The following is an 18,999-nucleotide window of genomic DNA, read 5'->3' as shown; positions in this document are numbered from 1 at the left end:
ATAGGAACGATGGCCAAGGAAAGAGGAGGAACGATGATGAAAACGAGAGTTGGCGTGCTATACGGCGGCAAATCGCCGGAACACCAAGTATCGTTGTCGACGGCGATGGCGGTGATGAACGCCATTGATCCTCATAAATTCGATGTCATTCCGATTTACATTACACCGGAAGGTCAATGGATCAAGGGCGAACAGCTGACCGGACCGATCGAGGAAATCAAGCAGCTGCAATTCACTTCGGCGGCGACCGCCTTGATTCCGGTTTCCTTGAACCAAGTTCCGGCTGCCGATTCGGCTGCGGAAGGAAACGAGGAAACGATCGATGTCATTTTCCCGCTTTTGCATGGGCCGAACGGCGAAGACGGAACGGTGCAAGGGTTGCTTGAGATATTGAACATTCCGTATGTCGGCAACGGGGTGCTTGCTTCCGCGGTCGGCATGGATAAGGTGATGATGAAAAACTTGTTTGCCCAGGCCGGGTTGCGCCAAGCAAAATATATCGCCGTGACGAAGTACGATTGGCAAAAAAGCGGCGAGACGGTGTATGACCGGATCGAACGAGAGCTTGGCTACCCGTGCTTTGTCAAGCCAGCCAACGCCGGTTCGAGCGTCGGCATTTCCAAATGCAAGCAGCGCGGCGATTTAAAAGCCGCATTTATCGAGGCATTTCAGTATGACCGAAAAATTATTATTGAAGAGGCGATTGTCGGCCGCGAAATTGAAATCGGCGTGATCGGAAATGATGAGCCGATTTGTTCGGTCGTTGGCGAAATTGTTCCCAAAAAGGAATTTTACGACTATGAAGCGAAATACGAAGACGGGCAAACCGAATTGATCATCCCAGCGGACGTAACGAAAGAACAGTATGAGACGATCAAACAAATGGCCATTACGGCGTTTCAGGCGCTGGATTTGTCTGGACTTGCGCGCGTCGATTTTTTCCTCACCGAAGATGGCGCCGTTTATATCAACGAAGTGAACACGATGCCAGGCTTTACGCCATACAGCATGTTCCCGCTTCTTTGGCAGCACAGCGGTGTGCCGTACCCGGAGCTGATTGAACGGCTTATCGCGCTCGCATTGGAACGACATCAAGAAAAGCAGACGATCACGTACATGTTCAAAAAAGAAAAGAGGTGAGAGCCGATGATCAAACGGACAGTGCGGCAAATCGCCGAAATGGCTGACGGACAGTGTTTAAAGCCGGAATGGGAGAATATGGTCGTAAGCGGTGTGTCAACCGACACAAGGACGATCCAAGCCGGCAACTTGTACGTTCCGTTGCGCGGTGCGACCTTTAACGGCCACGATTTCGTGCAAGAAGCGGCGCAAAAAGGAGCCGCCGCCGTACTCTGGGCGGAAAGGGAAGGAACGCCGCCGGAAGGTGTGCCCGTGGTCGTTGTGGATGATACGCTTTTGGCATTGCAGCGGCTCGCCGCCCGCTACCGCGAGCAGCTTAGACTGAAGGTGGTCGGCGTCACTGGCAGCAACGGCAAAACGACGACGAAAGATATGATTGCCGCGCTGCTGGCGACCAACTACCGCGTGCAAAAAACAGAAGGGAACTTCAACAACCATATCGGTGTGCCGTTGACGCTTCTTTCGCTTGACGAAGGGACGGAGATGGCCGTTGTCGAAATGGGGATGAGCGGGTTTGGCGAAATCGAGCGGCTGACCATGATCGCCCGTCCGGACGCAGCGGTCATCACGAATATCGGAGAAGCACACTTGCAGGAGCTCGGGTCGCGGGAAGGCATCGCCAAGGCGAAACTTGAAATTTTAGCCGGTTTGCACCATGATGGTTTATTCGTCTACCACGGCGATGAGCCGCTTTTGACGGAGCGCGTGCCGAAGTTGCCGCTTCCCCGCCATGTCGTGACGTTCGGGGCGGGCGAACAGAACGATTACTATCCGACCGATGTGCGCATTGAAGCGGGAGGAACATCGTTTGTCGTCAATGCGCTCCCCGGACGGACGCTGTTTATGCCGGTATTAGGCAAACATCATGTGTACAACGCGCTTGCCGCCATCGCGGTCGCCCGCTTTTTCGGCATCGGTTGGGAAGACATCGACGCGGCTCTCTCCCGCCTGCAGGTGACGCGCATGCGCACGGAAGTCATCAAAACAAAATGCGGCTTTACGGTCATTAACGATGCTTACAACGCCAGCCCGACATCGATGCGCGCCGCTTTGACGCTGCTTGGGGAATTGAATGGCTACCGGCAAAAAATCGCCGTATTGGGTGATATGCTTGAACTTGGTGACGAAGAAGCGGCGTTTCATCGCGAGATCGGGGAGATGCTGCGGCCGGAAATGGCGGACTACGTGTTCACTTACGGAACATTGGCGCGCCATATCGCCTCGGCGGCTGCCCCATTTTTTGATGATGGGCGGGTGAGGGCGTTCGACGATAAAGCGGCGTTGGCTGAGGCGGTGCGTTCCGTCGCGTCACCGGATGATATCGTGTTATTGAAAGCATCGCGCGGCATGAAGCTCGAAGAATTGCTCTGGTATTGGGGAGAAAATTAAGCGAACGGCAAAAACTAAAAGCGGCGTCATGGGCGCCGCTTTTCATTCGAGCGGGGGTGGGGATGATGATCGGATGTTTGTGCCTTCACGGTTTTACCGGAAGTCCGGAAGAAGTGATGCCGTTGGCCGACTATTTGCGGGAGCGGACCGATTGGATCTCACATTTCGCACCCTCTCAACGAAAATCGGGAGGATTTTTTGCGCCCATCGTCGAATGAATCCTTGACACACAAGGAAAGTGAAGGAGTTTTTCTCTCATGGATGTGCAAGTCAAAGCGGTCTATCGCAATTCTTATTTGAATATCATAAGTGCTCTAGTCAAGGAACTGGGCCTTCCCCCATTGATTGACCATCTCGTTCCCGCCCACCCGCAGTGCCAGACTCGAGCCAGCGATGCCGTTCAGGCCATCCTCTACAATATGTTTGACGGCCGGCAAGCCCTCGTTCATCTGGAGCGATGGGCTCAGGAGATCGATCTGGAGAAACTCATCCGTTCCGGGCTCCATCCTTCCCAGTTGAATGACGATGCCTTGGCTCGTCATCTCGACCGCTTGTATGAGGCCGACATTCACAAGGTCATCAGCACTTGCTTGATTCAGATTTATCGCAAAGAAGGCCTTTCCCTCCGAGCCTTTCACGCCGATACGACGGACAAGACCGTTTACGGCGCCTATGAATCGGCCTCGTTAGAAGTCTTACAGATCACACATGGTTACAACCGCCATCATCGTTGTCAAAAACAGATCGGCTTCGGACTCGTCGGCAACGAGGACGGCATCCCGTTTTACGGCGATGGGCACGACGGCAATCGATCGGATAAGGCGTGGAATCCTGAGGTGCTGTCGCGGATCCACGAACAGTTCAAACAAGCCAAGATCGACGATGAATGGATTTACGTGGCGGATTCCGCTGCGATGACGAAAGACACCTTGGCGCAAACGAAAGCCGCCAACGCCTTTTTGGTCACCAGGGGCCCTTCGTCGCTTCGGATCGTGAAACGAGCATTAGCGGAGGCCGAGGCCGCCAACATCACGTGGAGCGAACCTTTTGCCTTGGCGGAGAGAAACGGCGCGACGCATCGGGTATGGGAAACGGCCTCGACCTATGAAGGCCACCCCGTACGCTTGATCGTCGTCGAATCGAGCGCGCTCGACCAGCGCAAAAGAAAAACGCTCGAAAAAGAACGAGTCAAAGAAGCGGAGCTTCTTCGCGAGGAACAAGAGCGTTGGGAGCGCCATCCCTTCTCCTGCCGGGAAGACGCGGAACAAGCCTTGACATCCCTCAAGGCGTCCCTTCGCCCTCGGTTTCATCGGGTCAAGGCCGCGGTCGAAGAGATCGTGCGTCCGAAAAAACGGCGCGGACGGCCGAAAAAAGGGGCGGAACTGGACATGGAGACGGTGTACGCCCTTCGCTTGAACGTAGAATTCGACCAAGATGCGTGGGAACAGGCGAAACGGAAAGCGTCCCGGTTTGTCCTCGTGACGACCGTTCCGAAGGAATGGAAGGGTCAACCTATGGATGCCCAAGAGATCTTGAAGCTGTATAAAGGGCAAATCTCGGTGGAAATGAACTTCGCGTTTTTGAAAGATCCGTTTTTCACGGATGAGATTTACGTCAAAAAACCAGAACGGGTCGCCGTATTGGGTGATTTGTTTCTGTTGGCCTTGGCGATTTACCGTGTTTTTCAGCGCCGGGTGCGTCCGTTCATCACACCGGAACACCCGTTAAAAGGGGCTGGAGGCCGCAAGCTGACCCGGCCAACCGGACAGGCGATTTTTCAGCTGTTTCAATATGTGAACGTCATCCTGCTGGAGCTGCCGGATGGACGCATTCAACGCGCACTGGATCGCCCCCTCAACCCGGATCAGCGAAGGATTTTGCAGGGATTGGGCATGGATGAGAGCATTTATGTGTAACGTGATACGGAACGACGATCGATGGTAAAAAAAGGATTACTATCGCTCGTCGTGTTGGTCGAAACGTGATTCTGAAAAACGAAATCAAAAATTTTTTCTTTCTACCCTGTTAGGGTGCGAAATGTGAGTTGGATGATCGAAACGCCGACCTTACCGGGACACGGAAGCGAACTGCGGTTGAAAGGAATTACAGAAAAACGTCTGAAAGCCCACGGTTTCAATCGTGGGATGAAAGACGGCGTTGCTCGGTAATCCTTAATCGGATTTGCTTAGAGCAACCATTTTTATCTTTAAGTGTCGCAGTATAATCGTTAAACTGATATAATTTATATATGGGACAAGAATATCGAAGAACGAAAACAACTGAACGCTATGTGGAATCTCAAAAGAAAAGGGGGTGAATCCATGCCCACGATCACACTAAGGCTGGAACTGCACAACCCAACGAAAGTCAAACAAGACATGTATGAACGGATGACAGAAGTGAATACCGCCTTTGCGAATTGGCTGTTGAATCATCCCAAGCTGAATCAAGCGACGAGCAAACTGTTTAAAGAGTTTTCGTCGCAGCGGTTTCCTTCCGCCGTCGTGAATCAAACGATTCGAGAAGTGAAGTCCCAAAAGAAAAAACAAAAGGCAAAGAAGTTCCGAACATTTTGGTGTTGCTTTAACAATCAAAACATAAAGGTGGAAAAGAAAGGAGCGTTCTACACGGTTTCCTTCCCCACACTGGAGAAACGAATTGGCGTGCCTGTCGTCACGCGCCCCTATCAAGAGGCATGGCTGAATCGGCTGATCCATGGAACCGCCAAACAAGGGGCGGCCAAGCTCTACAAAAAGCGAAAGAAATGGTGCTTGGCGATCGCGGTCGCATTTGAAGTCAAGCCGCGGCACGAAACAAAGGTGATGGGGGTTGACGTTGGGCTTCGCTATATCGCCGTTGCCAGCGTAGGGACGAAATCGTGGTTTTTCAAAGGGAACCAATGCGCCTTTGTGCGCCGACGATACGCGGCTTTGCGGCGAACGTTGGGCAAAGCGAAGAAGCTTCATATGATTCGCAAAATCGGCGATAAAGAGTCCCGCTGGATGAAGGATATGAACCATAAAATCAGCCGTCAAATCGTCCGTTTTGCGCTCGCCAACGGTGTTGGCGTGATTCGGATGGAAGATTTGGCGGGGATTCGGAAACGAGCCGCTTCGGCAAAAGAAGCAGGACGAAATCTTCATTCATGGGCGTTTCATCAACTGCAAACGATGATTGCCTACAAAGCCGAAATGGCGGGCATTCGGGTGGAGTGGGTGAATCCGACCTACACCAGTCAAACATGCCGATGCGGGCATCGGGAGAAAGCGAACCGAAACGGCATCCACTTCCGATGCCAAAAGTGCGGATACACCATCCACGCCGACTTGAATGGCGCGATCAACATCGCCAAAGCGATTTCGGGCTTCGCCGCCTAACCTAGAAGGCCGGTGAATTAATGGGGCATAGACTTCCCTCATGTCGAATTTTGGAGGCCATTCTCCCCGCCATTTGGCGCCAAAGGACGGGAGGACGAGCAGGACTTCCTGCTCCAAATTCCGTTTTTGCGCACGCCAAAGAGCCGGTCCCCCCTCGTTTTTTTCGAAACCGGCACAATCGCTTCAGATTTTGCACGACGGCGGTCAACAACGCCTGTTCTTCCATGGCGTCCAGGCCCCGGCTTCGGGCCCGGTCGAGCCCATGACATTCCTTCCCTTCGGCGAACACATGCTCACAACGCGTGCGAAGGGCTTGAATAGATCGATAACCGCCCTGTTGCTGAAGGAGCCTCGCTTGGTTGCGAATCTGAACTTCTCGGACTTTCGCCTGGCGTTGTGCTTCCTGAGCGGGATCCTTTGCCCGGCGCTTCCAGGTTGGAATCTCCTCCATCTCCTTGCGGCGCAGCGACACGAGCGGCGTAATGCCTTGGGCGAAGAGCGCTTCCAAATACTCCGTGGTGCCATATGCTTTGTCCGTAATCGACGGGTGGCGGAATCGAATCGAAGCCAGCTGCTCCAAACTCGTCTCCCGTTCCGCCGTTCCGGTGGCCACGCTCGCTTTTCGAGATAACATGACGCGTGACCGGACATCGATGACATCGTGCACCAAATACCGAGGATACGCTTCCTGCCCTTTGCCTTTCTTGTACAACCGAGCATCCGGATCCGTCACGCTTCGATGGGTTTGATTGGAAAACGTGGTTCCACGGAAGTTTCCTCGTTCTTCGGCATGGGCGCGCTCTCCTGATTGGGGAGACGGAGAAGGCGGATCGTCATCGGGATCCCGGTCAGCCTCCGAGGACTCGGTCTGTTCATCTTCCCGAGCGGTGCGGGCCAGGCAGTCTTCCAACGTCTCCACCGGAGCGAGCTTGACCTCCCGCAAGCTGTGGATCGAAGCATTCGCCCGCACTTGGGTGCCATCAGCCGCCGCATGGACATCCGGAGAGACCAGCCCCGCCGCGATGCACTGGTCCACCACATAGGTCATCAGCCGATCAACGATTCCGTGTTGACGCCAGCGTTTCCGTGTTTTCACGAGCGTCGTTCGATCCGGAAGCGTGGGATGATGCGGGTCGGGATGGAGCACGGATTCAAAGTCAAGACCGCAAAACCACAGGTATCCGGCATGCATCGGGAGGATCTCATACAACTCCCGCTCGGAGTGATCAAACAAATACGAGAGCAGCATCAGGCGAAGCAGCCGTTCCGGATCCGCCGCCGGGCGACCCGTTTTTTCCGTGTACAGGGGAGCCACCCAATCGTGAATGACGGAAAAGTCAACCGCTTCGTTGATTTGGCGCAGGATATGATGTGGGGGAACCAGGTCCTCCATGTCGATGACTTGAAACAGCCGAGGCTGAGTCGAAGGGTTTTTGGGGGCTTTCATGATCCATTCACGCTCCATTCCAACGATTTTTCCTCCTTTTTCGACATAAGCCCCCTAAATCCCTGCCTTAGAGTGTACTTTTTCACCGGCCTTCTAGCGCACTGGTCACAGGTGCGCCGCCCATTGGGGTACAACTTAACCCGATGGGACGGGGTGATGACACACCCCTGAACTTGGGCGTTGTCTGAACCAGAAATGGATGAGGACGCGAACGACCCAAGAATCCCACGCTCTTTAGGTGTGTGGAGTGTCAAATACGACCAATGGATCGCGGCGGCGGAACAAGCGTTTTTAGCGCTCCATCACCGTTGCAGTGCGGTGTATGTCATTGGGTTTTCAATGGGTGGAGTGATCGCCGTCTACTTGGCGGAAAAATACCCGGTCACCAAGCTTGTGTTGTTGAGTGCGGCGTTTTATCATTCCCAACCGAGAAGACCCCCACTTCTACACGTGAGCGGAAGTGGGGGATGAATCGGCATTCGCCATCACTCTCTCTTGCCTTCAACGAACAAAAGGTGTAAAATAGAGGATAGAACAAATGTTCTGTAAGGGGGAGGGAAGGTCATGCACAAAGCCTACCGCTTTCGGTTGTATCCCACCCGAACACAAGCGGAGCTCATCCACCAAACGATCGGGTGCTGCCGGTTTGTGTACAATCACTTTTTGTCCGAATGGAATCAGGCGTATGAAACAACAGGGGCAGGGCTTAGCTATAACGAGTGCTCCAAGCGGTTGACTGCGTTGAAGCAAACGCTCCCGTGGCTGAAAGCGCCCGATTCGACCGCCTTGCAAAATGCATTGCAACAGTTGGCCGAGGTGTTTGACCGATTCTTCGATGGAACGGCGAATGCTCCCCGCTTTAAAAGCAAAAAACACCCGAACCAGTCGTACACCGCCCAGTGCAACTGCCATTTTTGCGCGTTGCCCACGCCCATCATTGCAAATCACCGCATAACATGGTATGATAACTGTCAAACCTTTCTCTCGGATAAAGGGACGATTTTTTATAAGGAGTTTGAATAACATTGACGACATTTCAAGAATTAGGATTAAGCCAAGAAGTGATGAAAGCGATCGAGCGGATGGGGTTTGAAGAAACGACCCCGATTCAAGCGAAAACGATTCCGCTCAGCCTGCAAAATAAAGACGTGATCGGCCAAGCACAAACCGGAACGGGGAAAACGGCGGCGTTTGGCATTCCGATCGTTGAAAAAGTGGATGTGAAAAACAGCGCCGTTCAGGCGCTTGTTGTGGCACCGACGCGTGAGCTCGCCATTCAAGTATCAGAGGAGCTGTATAAAATTGGCGCCGTCAAGCGGGTGCGCGTCTTGCCGATTTACGGAGGTCAAGATATCGAGCGTCAAATCCGTGCTTTGAAAAAGCATCCTCATGTGGTCGTCGGCACGCCGGGCCGCATTATCGACCATATTAACCGTGGGACGCTTCGCCTTGACCATGTGCATACGGTCGTTCTTGATGAGGCTGATGAAATGCTCAATATGGGCTTTATTGAAGATATTGAGGCGATTTTAAGCCATGTGCCGACCGAGCGGCAGACGCTGCTGTTCTCGGCGACGATGCCGGATCCGATTCGCCGCATTGCTGAGCGCTTCATGAATGAGCCGGAGCTTGTCAAAGTGAAGGCGAAGGAAATGACCGTGCCGAACATTCAACAGTACTACTTAGAAGTGCACGAGAAAAAGAAATTCGACATTTTGACCCGGCTTCTTGATATTCAGGCTCCGGAGCTCGCGATCGTGTTCGGTCGCACGAAGCGGCGCGTCGATGAGCTTGCGGAGGCGCTCAACTTGCGCGGCTATGCAGCGGAAGGCATCCACGGCGACTTAAGCCAAGCGAAGCGGTTGTCGGTGCTGCGCAAGTTTAAGGAAGGAACAATTGAAATTTTAGTGGCCACGGATGTCGCGGCGCGCGGCTTGGATATTTCCGGCGTAACGCACGTGTACAACTTTGACATCCCGCAAGACCCGGAAAGCTATGTCCACCGGATTGGGCGCACCGGGCGCGCCGGCAAGACGGGGGTGGCGATGACGTTTGTCACCCCAAGGGAGATCGGCCAGCTCCACCATATTGAGCGGACGACGAAGCGAAAAATGGAGCGGATGAAACCGCCGACGCTCGATGAGGCGCTCGAAGGCCAGCAGCGCATCGCGATCGAAAAGCTTCTCAACGTCGTTGAGACAGAAAACTTGTCGTTTTACCGACGGGCGGCGGAAGAACTGCTTGAGGAACACGACTCGGTGACGATTGTCGCTGCCTGCTTGAAAATGTTGACGCGCGAGCCGGATACGACGCCGGTGAAATTGACGGAAGAGCCGCCTTTAGCGGTCAAGCGGGAGAAAAAGCGGGGCGGCCGCCCGGACTCAGCCCGAAGCCGGACGAAAAAACGGCGGATTACGGCGCATTAAGCGCCGTTTTTTCATGGGCTGAGCATGTAAAACGACGGCCGTTCGGGGCGGATGGACAAAAAAGGGGCAAGCAGTCCGCCGGCAGCGAAGCCAAATAGATGGGCCAATAAATTCCCATCTGGTGTCATGATGCCAAGCAGCAAATGAACCGCCATGACCGAAAGCAACAGCTGGGCGTGGCGGGGGGCGACTAAGTCGCGGCGGAATAGGGCGAGGTAGCTGTACATGCCAAACAAGGCGAAAATGGCGCCCGACGCCCCGACATGGGTGTACAGCGGCGGCAGAAGGAATAAAGTGGCGACATTGGCGCCGATTCCGCCTCCGATATACAGAAACAAAAACTTTCTTTTCCCAAGTGCGCGCTCTAACCAGGGGCCAAACAGCCATAAGGACAAACTGTTGGCGGCCATATGGTGGAAATCGCGATGCAGCACGAGCGGACTGACAAGCCGCCAGTACTCTCCATTGCGAATAGCGCCGTTCGTCCCGACGGCGTATTGCCAAACGGGCTCAAGCGCTGTTAAGGGAAGAGAAAACAACAGCCATACGACGATATGGACCAACAACAAGGCGGCAACGACAGGATAAAGGCGAATAAATGATCGAACATCGCTGGCATATGGAAACACGGGCTGATCTCCCTTCTTCGCGAAAATGGGACGTTTTTATAAACCATCTTATGCGGATCTCTCATGAAAAATTTGTCCGACCATCCGGACGGATAGGATAGGTGAGGAAGCAGTGATCGTCGGCATCGGCATTGATATTGTAGAGTTGGAACGGATCCGCTCCCTTCTCGAGCGGAACTGCAAATTTCCGGAGCGAATTTTGACGCCGCGCGAAAAAGCGCAGTTTGGCGAGTTGCCGCCCGCAAGACAGGCAGAGTTTCTCGCCGGACGATTTGCGGCGAAAGAAGCGTACGCCAAAGCGCTCGGAACGGGGATCGGGCGGCATCTATCGTTTCAAGACATCGAGATCGTTTCCGATGAGCACGGGAAGCCGAGTATTGCTGCCCGCCGCGATGGCGAGGTGGTTCATCTATCCATTTCCCATAGCCGTGATTACGCCGTCGCCCAAGTCATCATTGAGCACCTTGGGCCGATGATGTCGACTGATGCTTGCCATGGCTAGTCTGCATATTCCCGAAAGTTGTCTCATATATTGTAGTGCATGGGCAGAAACCGATATATGAGGCAAAGGGGTTGAAGCGATGGGCAGAAACGTGCTGATGGCATTGGTCGGCATCATTTTTCTGTTTGCTTTGGCTGGCTGCGGGTCGAAGTCGCAGGAAGAGGTGCTTAAGGCGCTTGATGAAAAGATGGATGAGATGACGGGCTATCAGGCCGAAGCGAAAATGACGTTCCGCACCGGTGAGAAGCCGCAAGTGTATCATGTCGAAGTGTGGCACAAGCAGCCGTCCTACTACCGCGTCAGCTTGAAAAACGCCGACAAAAGGCAAAGCCAAATGATTTTGCGCAATGACGAAGGGGTGTTCGTCTTCACGCCGGCCCTCAACAAAAGCTTCAAGTTTGTGAGCGATTGGCCGAAAAACAGCAGCCAAGCGTATTTGTATGAATCGCTCGTCAAAGACATTTTGAGCGATTCCAAGGCCAAGTTTAAGGCGACGAAAGACTACTATGTGTTCGAGACAAAAACGAACTACCCGAACAGCGAAGTTGTTCCAACCCAAGAGATTACGCTGCGCAAAAAAGATTTGGCGCCCGTCTCGGTCAAAGTGATGGATACGGACCGGAAAGCGCTGTTGACGGTCGAGTTTTCCAACGTCGAGTTTAACAAAAAGTTTGATGATGATGCGTTTGATACAAAGAAAAACATGACTGGAGCACGCCTTGAGGTGCCGACGATGGCGGAAGGAAAAGAGCAAGTGATGGCCGTCATGTACCCGAGCCAGCTCCCGAAAGGGGTTCAAGCGCTTGAGGAAAAAGAAGTGAAAGGTGAAAATGGCACGCGCGTCATTATGACCTTTGGCGGCAAAAAATCGTTTACACTCGTGCAGGAAAAAGCGGATGTGCTTCCGGCGACAAGCATGCCAGTGCTTGTCAACGGCGACCCAGTTGATTTAGGATTCACCATTGGCGCCCTCACTGACCGAACGTTGACATGGTCGTACAATGGAGTCGAGTTTACGCTGGCTTCAGACGATTTAACGCCGGAAGAAATGGTGATGGTCGCCAGCTCAGTGCAAGAAAAAGCGGCAAAATGACAGCCCGGTTTTGAGAACAGGCGGCTCTCCGCTTCGAAGCGGAGGAGCTGCTTTTTGTTTTTGAGAGAGCGGTGCGGGCACCCCAGCAGGTGAAATGCAGCGCCGTCCAACTTTTTCCGCCGTTTTTCTCATTTTTCCGCCGCTCATCCTATTCCGTCTTCCCCAGGAACATGGTAAACTAAAAAAGGAATCGAATCGATTCAAGCGCTTTCAAACTGGCTATGACTAGAAAGGCAGCGAGAGAGGATGGATGAGTTTCACCGCGATACATGGGCGGAAATTGATCTGGATGCCATCTACGACAACGTCGCGAATTTGCGCCGCTTTTTGCCGGAAGGCACGCAAATTATGGCCGTTGTCAAGGCGAACGCCTACGGGCACGGCGATGCCCAAGTGGCGGCAACGGCGCTCGAAGCGGGCGCTTCCCGCTTGGCCGTCGCCTTTTTGGACGAGGCGATTGCCTTACGAAAAAAAGGCATCGATGTCCCGATTTTAGTGCTTGGGGCGTCTCGTCCCAAGGATGTGGCGTTGGCCGCCGAACACCGCATCGCCTTAACCGTGTTTCGCTCTGATTGGCTCGAGGAGGCGTCATCGCTGTATAACAGTTCGATCCCGATTCATTTCCATTTAAAGATGGACACGGGAATGGGACGGCTTGGGGTGAAAGACGAAGAGGAGACAAAGCGAATAGCGGCCTTGATCGACCGCCATCCGTCCTTTGTGCTTGAAGGGGTGTATACCCATTTTGCGACCGCTGATGACGTGAATACGGAGTACTTTTCGTATCAATACGCCCGCTTTTTGCATATGCTTGACTGGCTGCCGTCGCGGCCGCCGCTCGTTCATTGCGCCAACAGCGCGGCGGCCCTTCGTTTTTCCGATCGAGCGTTCAACATGGTTCGCTTTGGCATTTCGATGTACGGGCTCGCCCCATCGCCGGACATCAAGCCGCTCCTCCCATACGAATTGAAAGAGGCGTTTTCGCTCCATAGCCGCCTTGTACACGTCAAAAAACTGCAACCAGGCGAAAAGGTGAGCTACGGTGCGACGTACACTGCGCAGACGGAAGAGTGGATCGGCACGATTCCAATCGGTTATGCGGACGGCTGGCTGCGAAGGTTGCAGCACTTTCATGTGCTTGTTGGCGGGCAGCGGGCGCCGATCGTCGGCCGCATCTGCATGGATCAATGCATGATCCGCCTGCCGGGGCCGCTGCCTGTCGGAACGAAGGTGACATTAATCGGCCGCCAAGGGGACGAAGTCATTTCCATCGATGATGTCGCCCGCCATTTGGGCACAATCAATTATGAAGTGCCGTGCACGATCAGCTATCGGGTGCCCCGTATTTTTTTCCGAAATAAGCGTATAATGGAAGTGAGAAACGCCGTTGGTCGCGGATGAAGCGATGCATAATCTGCTTCGGAAGACAAAGGATAGAAAATGGAGAAATGACTTTGCAGCGCCGTTGTTTAATGGTATCATGAAGTGGAAGCAATGAATGGCTGCAGTTCGTGGAGGTGTATATTTGTGTCGGAATCTGGCGCAACAACGGAAATCGTCGTTCGTTTGCCGCAGTCGCTGCTGACGGAACTGGACGTGCTCGTAAAGCAGGAAAACGGCAACCGCAATGAACTCATTTATCAAGCGACGAAAATGTACATTCGCGAGCGGAAGAAACGGCAAATTCGCGAGGCGATGAGACGAGGCTACATGGAAATGGCGAAAATCAATTTATCTATCGCTTCTGAAGCGTTTCATGCTGAATACGAGGCCGACCACACCGTTGAACGCTTAGTTAGCGGGGGGTAATGCCTTGATTGTCAAACGTGGCGACGTGTATTTTGCGGACCTTTCCCCGGTCGTTGGCTCGGAGCAGGGCGGCGTGCGCCCCGTGTTGGTGATCCAAAACGACATCGGCAACCGTTTCAGCCCGACGGTGATCGTAGCGGCAATTACGGCGCAAATTCAAAAAGCGAAGCTGCCGACGCATGTCGAGATTGACGCGAAACGCTACGGGTTTGAACGCGATTCGGTCATTTTGCTTGAGCAAATCCGCACGATCGATAAGCAACGACTGACCGATAAAATCACTCATTTGGACGATGAAATGATGGATAAAGTCGATGAGGCGCTGCAAATTAGTTTAGGACTGATCGACTTTTGATTAGGAGCGAAAAACTTTTGATTTTGGCATAACAGCGAGCGGGAGAAAACAGCGTTTTCGGTTGCCAACGGGCGGACGAGCGGATGGGGAAAGCGGCGTTGACGTGCGGCATCGGTCTTGGTTATGTTCACGCTAATGGCGTGAGATGGGCAGATCGGCCTCACGAAACGGTCTGTCCCTCCATCTTTGTTTATGTATATTGTTTCACAAAGCAGCTGCGCACAAGTAGCGCTTTTTTTATGCCCAATATCATTAAGGGAGGGAAACGCTTGGGTAACGAACAGCGGCTCATTCAGGTCATCGCCGCCGAACAGCAGCTGGCGGCGAAGCAAGTCGAAAACGTCATCGCACTCCATCAAGAAGGAAACACAATCCCGTTTATCGCCCGCTACCGGAAAGAAATGACCGGGGCGCTCGACGAAGTGCAAATTCGCGAAGTGCTTGAGAGATGGGAGTATTTGCAGCATTTAGAACAACGGAAAGAAGAAGTGCTCCGCCTCATTGACGAGCAAGGGAAGTTGACGGAAGAGTTAAAAAACGAAATTATGGCGGCCACGAAGCTGCAGCAAGTCGAAGATTTATACCGCCCATACCGGCAAAAACGGCGCACGAAAGCAGCGATCGCGAAAGAGAAAGGGCTTGAGCCGCTTGCCGACTGGCTCCTTTCATGTCCGTCAGCCCCGACTCCCGAAGAGCAGGCCAAGATGTTCATCAACGAAGAAAAAGGAGTCGCGACCGTTGAAGAGGCGCTGCAAGGAGCGAAAGACATCATCGCTGAAAAAGTGGCCGATGACGCCGCTCTTCGCCAATGGGTGCGCGAACAAACGTGGCGAAAAGGGGCGATCGTTTCCACCGTCAAGGCTGCGGAAAAGGACGAAAAGAACGTGTATGAAATGTACTACGACTACGAGGAGCCGCTCGTCAAAATCGTTCCCCATCGCGTCTTAGCCTTAAACCGCGGTGAAAAGGAAGAGGTGCTGCGCGTCTCGATCAAACCGCCCATCGAGGACATCGTTCGCTATTTGCGGCGAAAAACGATCGCCGATGAATCGTCCCTGGCCGCTCCAATCGTGGCGGAAGCGGTGGAGGATGGGTACAAGCGGCTGATGGAGCCTGCCATTGAACGGGACATCCGCAACGAGTTGACGGAAAAAGCGGAGGAGCGGGCCATCCATATTTTCGCTGAAAACTTGCGCAAACTGCTTCTTCAGCCGCCGCTCAAAGGAAAAACGGTGCTCGGCATCGACCCAGCCTATCGGACTGGGTGCAAGCTCGCCGTTGTCGACGAAACGGGGAAACTGCTTCGCATTGACGTGATCTATCCGCATCCGCCGCAAGAGCGAAAAGAAGAGGCGCGTGCGAAACTTCTTCGCCTGCTTGACGACTATCGTGTTGACATGATCGCCATCGGCAACGGAACGGCATCGCGGGAAACGGAGCAGTTTGTTGCCGACACGCTCAAGCAAGTGCAGCGCGACATCTTTTACTTAATCGTCAACGAGGCCGGAGCGAGCGTCTATTCGGCGTCCGACCTTGCACGCGCCGAGTTTCCTGACCTGCAAGTCGAAGAGCGGAGCGCCGTCTCGATCGCCCGCCGCGTCCAAGATCCGCTCGCCGAACTCGTCAAAATTGATCCAAAATCGGTCGGCGTCGGCCAATACCAGCACGATGTGTCGCAAAAAAAGCTGGCTGAATCGCTCCGTTTTGTCGTTGAGACGGTCGTCAACCAAGTCGGCGTCAATGTCAACACAGCGTCTGTTTCCCTGCTTCAATACGTCTCGGGGCTGACGAAAACCGTTGCGGAAAACATCGTCAAGCGCCGCGAAGAGCAAGGGAAATTCCGCAGCCGTGAAGAGCTGAAAACGATCTCGCGGCTCGGGGCGAAGACATACGAGCAGTGCATCGGTTTTTTGCGCATCGTTGACGGTGATGAACCGCTTGACCGCACGCCGATTCACCCCGAGCGGTATGCGGAAGTGAAGCAACTGTTGCACACGTTAGGCTTTACGACTGCTGCCATCGGCAGCCGCGAGCTGCGCGAGGCGCTGCAAACGCTCGATATCGAAGCGACCGCAGCTGAACTTGGTATTGGTGAACTTACACTCTGCGACATCATCGATGCGTTGTGCCGTCCGGAGCGAGACCCGCGCGACGAGCTGACGAAACCGTTATTGCGCAAAGACGTCTTAAAGATGGAGGACTTGAAGCCAGGCATGGAATTGGAAGGAACCGTGCGCAACGTCGTTGACTTCGGCGCCTTTGTCGACATCGGTGTCAAACAAGACGGGCTTGTGCACATTTCGAAGCTAAGCAAACAATACGTGCGCCATCCGCTTGATGTCGTCTCGGTCGGCGACGTCGTCAAAGTATGGGTCGAACATGTCGATGTGGCGAAGGGGAGAATTTCGCTGTCGATGGTGGCGCCTGAAGAGTGAAACGGAGAAAGCACTGCCTCAAGAGCAGTGTTTTCTCCAATAAAAAAACCAACATTGGTTCAACAATTTAATTTGCTCGCGGTTTTTCTCGTAATAGGCTCGTCTCATCTGATTTTTTAGCCATGTAGGCAAAACAGTCACCTCCTTAACAATGGAAAGGTAGTATATAATTTATGTAGCTCTGCATTGATTGTTCCGTGTCAAAAAGATCAAGGAGAGACCTGCCATGAACCAAACGCAGCTGCAAGCGCTCGTCGAACAAATTTCCATCAACACATTCGGCAAACCGTTCCGCCATACCGCCTCCTTCAACCCGCGGCTTCGCACCGTCGGCGGACGCTACGTACTGCAGACCCACAACATTGAGCTCAACAAAAAACATTATGAGCTGTTCGGCGAAGAAGAGTTGATCGGCATCATCAAGCATGAGTTATGCCATTATCATTTGCACCTCGAAGGGAAAGGCTACCGCCACCGCGACCGCGACTTCCGCGAGTTGCTCAAACAAGTGGGCGCGCCCCGCTATTGCCGTCCGCTTGAACAAAAAGCAGAGACGCAGAAAACGATTCATACATACATGTGCACGTCATGCGGCCTCGCCTACCGCCGCAAAAGACGGATCAACGTAGACCGTTACGTCTGCGGACGTTGCCGCGGCAAGCTCAAACTCATTTCCAGCCAACGCCAATGATCAAAAAACATTTTGCGAAAAAAGGTTGACAAGCAAGATGGCCGTGTGCTAAATTATAAAAGCCTTCGCCAAACGGCGAAACAAGTTGTAGGAAAAACATATTGACAAATGACAAACAGCTCAATATAATAAACAATGTCGATTGTCAGGTGAGATTTCACATAGTTCAGCGACGAGCATCTGCATCGTCGAATATGCTTCGAGTTGCCTCGATGCATCCAACTTCTCTGAATGAACTTGCAGAGGAAGAGGCAGCGAGCGTTTGCGCAACCATTCCGCAATAGCTCAGCGGTAGAGCAACCGGCTGTTAACCGGTAGGTCGTAGGTTCGAATCCTACTTGCGGAGCCATCTCCTTGGAGAAGTACCCAAGCGGCTGAAGGGGACGGTTTGCTAAACCGTTAGGTCGTGGCTTTACGGCGCGCGGGTTCAAATCCCGCCTTCTCCGCCACTTTCGATTTATACGTGGCCCGTTGGTCAAGTGGTTAAGACACCGCCCTTTCACGGCGGTAACACGGGTTCGAATCCCGTACGGGTCACTGACAGCGGGGGGATTCCCCGCGGGTTGCGGTCCCGTAGTGTAGTGGTTAACACGCCTGCCTGTCACGCAGGAGATCGCGGGTTCGAGTCCCGTCGGGACCGCCACACCATTCGGTCGCTGGGCCATAGCCAAGCGGTAAGGCAACGGACTTTGACTCCGTGATGCGCTGGTTCGAATCCAGCTGGCCCAGCCATTCTTATGTTTATATAAGCCATTAGTTCAGTAACGAGGGTTACATCTTCGAATTTGCTTCGAGTTGTCCCGACGCATACGACTTCCTTGAATGGGCTGGTAGAGGAAGGGACATCGTAGGTTGTGAGTGTATACTTAACTATGAGCCATTAGCTCAGTAGGTAGAGCATCTGACTTTTAATCAGAGGGTCGGAGGTTCGAGTCCTCCATGGCTCACCATGTTAGCGGGTGTGGCGGAATTGGCAGACGCACCAGACTTAGGATCTGGCGCCTCACGGCGTGGGGGTTCAAGTCCCTCCACCCGCATGTTCAGTTGATACGCGGTCGTGGCGGAATGGCAGACGCGCTAGGTTGAGGGCCTAGTGGGGGCAACCCCGTGGAGGTTCAAGTCCTCTCGACCGCATCTCGCAAAACTAAAAAGCTGTTGACAACAATAAGAGAAATTGCTATAATAAAGCCTGTCGCTTTGGAGAGCGAATATGCGCTCGTAGCTCAATTGGATAGAGCATCTGACTACGGATCAGAAGGTTAGGGGTTCGAATCCTCTCGAGCGCGCCATAATCGGGAAGTAGCTCAGCTTGGTAGAGCACATGGTTTGGGACCATGGGGTCGCAGGTTCAAATCCTGTCTTCCCGATTTTAATATCCGAATCGTATATGGATGCAGTTTATGGTAAAACTTCAGCCGCGAGCCTTTACTTCGCTGAATAAGTTGCGAGTTGTCTCCATGCATCCAACTTCTTTGAGTAAGCTAGCAGAGAAAGAGGAATGGATTTGGTGTGGCGAGTGTCAATCAAACAATATGCGGGTGTAGTTTAGTGGTAAAACCTCAGCCTTCCAAGCTGATGTCGTGGGTTCGATTCCCATCACCCGCTCCATAAAGAGTTTACATCGTTTTTGTATCGTTCCTTGAAAACTGAACGAAACGAAGCGCGTGCGCCACGGCGTTTTTGGCGTCTGTGGCGTGAAATTAGCC

At 53.3% G+C, this 18,999-nt stretch carries 17 protein-coding genes, 11 tRNA genes and 1 pseudogene; 26 read left to right on the top strand and 3 right to left on the bottom strand.

Annotated features, from left to right (window positions below):
- Nucleotides 1-36 precede the first annotated feature (36 nt).
- The 5 genes and pseudogenes from GJ1_RS05425 (at nt 37) to GJ1_RS05405 (ending at nt 5,906) form a co-directional block, all read left to right on the top strand.
- Nucleotides 37-1,140, top strand: coding sequence for a D-alanine--D-alanine ligase (locus GJ1_RS05425; RefSeq protein WP_066229495.1), 1,104 nt, complete (start codon nt 37-39; stop codon nt 1,138-1,140).
- A 6-nt stretch (nt 1,141-1,146) separates the two neighbouring features.
- Nucleotides 1,147-2,529 (top strand): UDP-N-acetylmuramoyl-tripeptide--D-alanyl-D-alanine ligase, encoded by a 1,383-nt coding sequence (locus GJ1_RS05420; RefSeq protein WP_066229492.1) that lies wholly within the window; start codon nt 1,147-1,149, stop codon nt 2,527-2,529.
- 65 nt (nt 2,530-2,594) lie between these two features.
- Nucleotides 2,595-2,687: pseudogene (locus GJ1_RS17685) on the top strand (carboxylesterase); the annotation flags it as partial.
- Nucleotides 2,688-2,786: 99 nt separating this feature from the next.
- Nucleotides 2,787-4,445, top strand: a complete 1,659-nt coding sequence (locus tag GJ1_RS05410; protein WP_066229486.1) for an IS1634 family transposase — start codon at nt 2,787-2,789, stop codon at nt 4,443-4,445.
- Nucleotides 4,446-4,850: 405 nt separating this feature from the next.
- Complete coding sequence (locus GJ1_RS05405; RefSeq protein ID WP_066229483.1) at nt 4,851-5,906, top strand: RNA-guided endonuclease TnpB family protein; 1,056 nt, start codon at nt 4,851-4,853, stop codon at nt 5,904-5,906.
- A 1-nt stretch (nt 5,907) separates the two neighbouring features.
- On the opposite strand, the gene GJ1_RS05400 is transcribed toward GJ1_RS05405, so the two are convergent.
- A complete protein-coding gene (locus tag GJ1_RS05400; RefSeq protein WP_083509948.1) occupies nt 5,908-7,371 on the bottom strand; it encodes a transposase in 1,464 nt (487 codons plus the stop codon).
- Between the two features lie 222 nt (nt 7,372-7,593).
- Here GJ1_RS05400 and GJ1_RS17680 point away from each other — a divergent pair, with 222 nt between their 5' ends.
- From GJ1_RS17680 to cshA, 3 genes are all read left to right on the top strand, one after another.
- Entirely contained in the window at nt 7,594-7,824 is a 231-nt protein-coding gene (locus tag GJ1_RS17680; protein WP_373278028.1) for an alpha/beta hydrolase, read from the top strand.
- 93 nt (nt 7,825-7,917) lie between these two features.
- Entirely contained in the window at nt 7,918-8,376 is a 459-nt protein-coding gene (locus GJ1_RS05395; protein WP_245629338.1) for a helix-turn-helix domain-containing protein, read from the top strand.
- 2 nt (nt 8,377-8,378) lie between these two features.
- On the top strand, nt 8,379-9,779 hold the full coding sequence (gene cshA / locus GJ1_RS05390; protein ID WP_066229480.1) for a degradosome RNA helicase CshA: 1,401 nt from the start codon (nt 8,379-8,381) through the stop codon (nt 9,777-9,779).
- An 11-nt stretch (nt 9,780-9,790) separates the two neighbouring features.
- Here the strand turns inward: cshA and GJ1_RS05385 are convergent, their stop codons facing one another.
- Complete coding sequence (locus GJ1_RS05385) at nt 9,791-10,408, bottom strand: rhomboid family intramembrane serine protease (RefSeq protein ID WP_066229476.1); 618 nt, start codon at nt 10,406-10,408, stop codon at nt 9,791-9,793.
- A 112-nt stretch (nt 10,409-10,520) separates the two neighbouring features.
- Between GJ1_RS05385 and acpS the strand changes: the two genes are divergently transcribed.
- The 6 genes from acpS to GJ1_RS05355 all read left to right on the top strand — a co-directional run bounded on the left by acpS (nt 10,521) and on the right by GJ1_RS05355 (nt 16,602).
- Nucleotides 10,521-10,910 (top strand): holo-ACP synthase, encoded by a 390-nt coding sequence (gene acpS, locus GJ1_RS05380; RefSeq protein WP_066229473.1) that lies wholly within the window; start codon nt 10,521-10,523, stop codon nt 10,908-10,910.
- A gap of 79 nt (nt 10,911-10,989) precedes the next feature.
- A complete protein-coding gene (locus GJ1_RS05375; protein ID WP_066229470.1) occupies nt 10,990-12,003 on the top strand; it encodes a LolA family protein in 1,014 nt (337 codons plus the stop codon).
- 246 nt (nt 12,004-12,249) lie between these two features.
- Entirely contained in the window at nt 12,250-13,404 is a 1,155-nt protein-coding gene (alr, locus tag GJ1_RS05370) for an alanine racemase (protein WP_066229468.1), read from the top strand.
- A gap of 126 nt (nt 13,405-13,530) precedes the next feature.
- Nucleotides 13,531-13,812, top strand: coding sequence for a CopG family ribbon-helix-helix protein (locus GJ1_RS05365; RefSeq protein WP_013144044.1), 282 nt, complete (start codon nt 13,531-13,533; stop codon nt 13,810-13,812).
- A gap of 4 nt (nt 13,813-13,816) precedes the next feature.
- Nucleotides 13,817-14,167, top strand: coding sequence for a type II toxin-antitoxin system endoribonuclease NdoA (ndoA, locus tag GJ1_RS05360; protein ID WP_003253417.1), 351 nt, complete (start codon nt 13,817-13,819; stop codon nt 14,165-14,167).
- Between the two features lie 269 nt (nt 14,168-14,436).
- The gene (locus GJ1_RS05355) at nt 14,437-16,602 is read left to right on the top strand and encodes a Tex family protein (RefSeq protein WP_066229466.1); all 2,166 of its coding nucleotides are present in this window, start codon (nt 14,437-14,439) and stop codon (nt 16,600-16,602) included.
- Nucleotides 16,603-16,620: 18 nt separating this feature from the next.
- Here GJ1_RS05355 and cmpA read toward each other — a convergent pair whose 3' ends face one another.
- Nucleotides 16,621-16,734 carry a cortex morphogenetic protein CmpA gene (cmpA, locus tag GJ1_RS18290; RefSeq protein WP_157068359.1) on the bottom strand — a complete coding sequence of 38 codons (114 nt, stop codon included), beginning with the start codon at nt 16,732-16,734 and terminating at the stop codon, nt 16,621-16,623.
- Nucleotides 16,735-16,828: 94 nt separating this feature from the next.
- Here cmpA and GJ1_RS05350 point away from each other — a divergent pair, with 94 nt between their 5' ends.
- From GJ1_RS05350 to GJ1_RS05295, 12 genes are all read left to right on the top strand, one after another.
- A complete protein-coding gene (locus GJ1_RS05350; protein WP_066229462.1) occupies nt 16,829-17,293 on the top strand; it encodes a SprT family protein in 465 nt (154 codons plus the stop codon).
- 274 nt (nt 17,294-17,567) lie between these two features.
- Nucleotides 17,568-17,642: transfer RNA gene (locus GJ1_RS05345), tRNA-Asn, on the top strand.
- 7 nt (nt 17,643-17,649) lie between these two features.
- Nucleotides 17,650-17,742, top strand: a tRNA-Ser gene (locus tag GJ1_RS05340).
- Nucleotides 17,743-17,758: 16 nt separating this feature from the next.
- Nucleotides 17,759-17,830, top strand: a tRNA-Glu gene (locus GJ1_RS05335).
- 30 nt (nt 17,831-17,860) lie between these two features.
- Nucleotides 17,861-17,936, top strand: a tRNA-Asp gene (locus tag GJ1_RS05330).
- A 14-nt stretch (nt 17,937-17,950) separates the two neighbouring features.
- Nucleotides 17,951-18,025 (top strand) — tRNA-Gln (locus GJ1_RS05325).
- A 142-nt stretch (nt 18,026-18,167) separates the two neighbouring features.
- Nucleotides 18,168-18,243, top strand: a tRNA-Lys gene (locus GJ1_RS05320).
- Between the two features lie 5 nt (nt 18,244-18,248).
- Nucleotides 18,249-18,330: transfer RNA gene (locus GJ1_RS05315), tRNA-Leu, on the top strand.
- A gap of 14 nt (nt 18,331-18,344) precedes the next feature.
- A tRNA-Leu gene (locus GJ1_RS05310) sits at nt 18,345-18,427 on the top strand.
- Nucleotides 18,428-18,505: 78 nt separating this feature from the next.
- Nucleotides 18,506-18,582: transfer RNA gene (locus GJ1_RS05305), tRNA-Arg, on the top strand.
- A 4-nt stretch (nt 18,583-18,586) separates the two neighbouring features.
- A tRNA-Pro gene (locus GJ1_RS05300) sits at nt 18,587-18,660 on the top strand.
- A gap of 167 nt (nt 18,661-18,827) precedes the next feature.
- Nucleotides 18,828-18,901, top strand: a tRNA-Gly gene (locus GJ1_RS05295).
- Nucleotides 18,902-18,999 lie beyond the last annotated feature (98 nt).

Origin of the sequence: Geobacillus jurassicus NBRC 107829, assembly GCF_001544315.1 — a bacterium.
Classification (GTDB): domain Bacteria; phylum Bacillota; class Bacilli; order Bacillales; family Anoxybacillaceae; genus Geobacillus; species Geobacillus jurassicus.
Note: the sequence above shows the minus strand (reverse complement) of the source record. Positions and strands in the feature narration are given on the sequence as shown.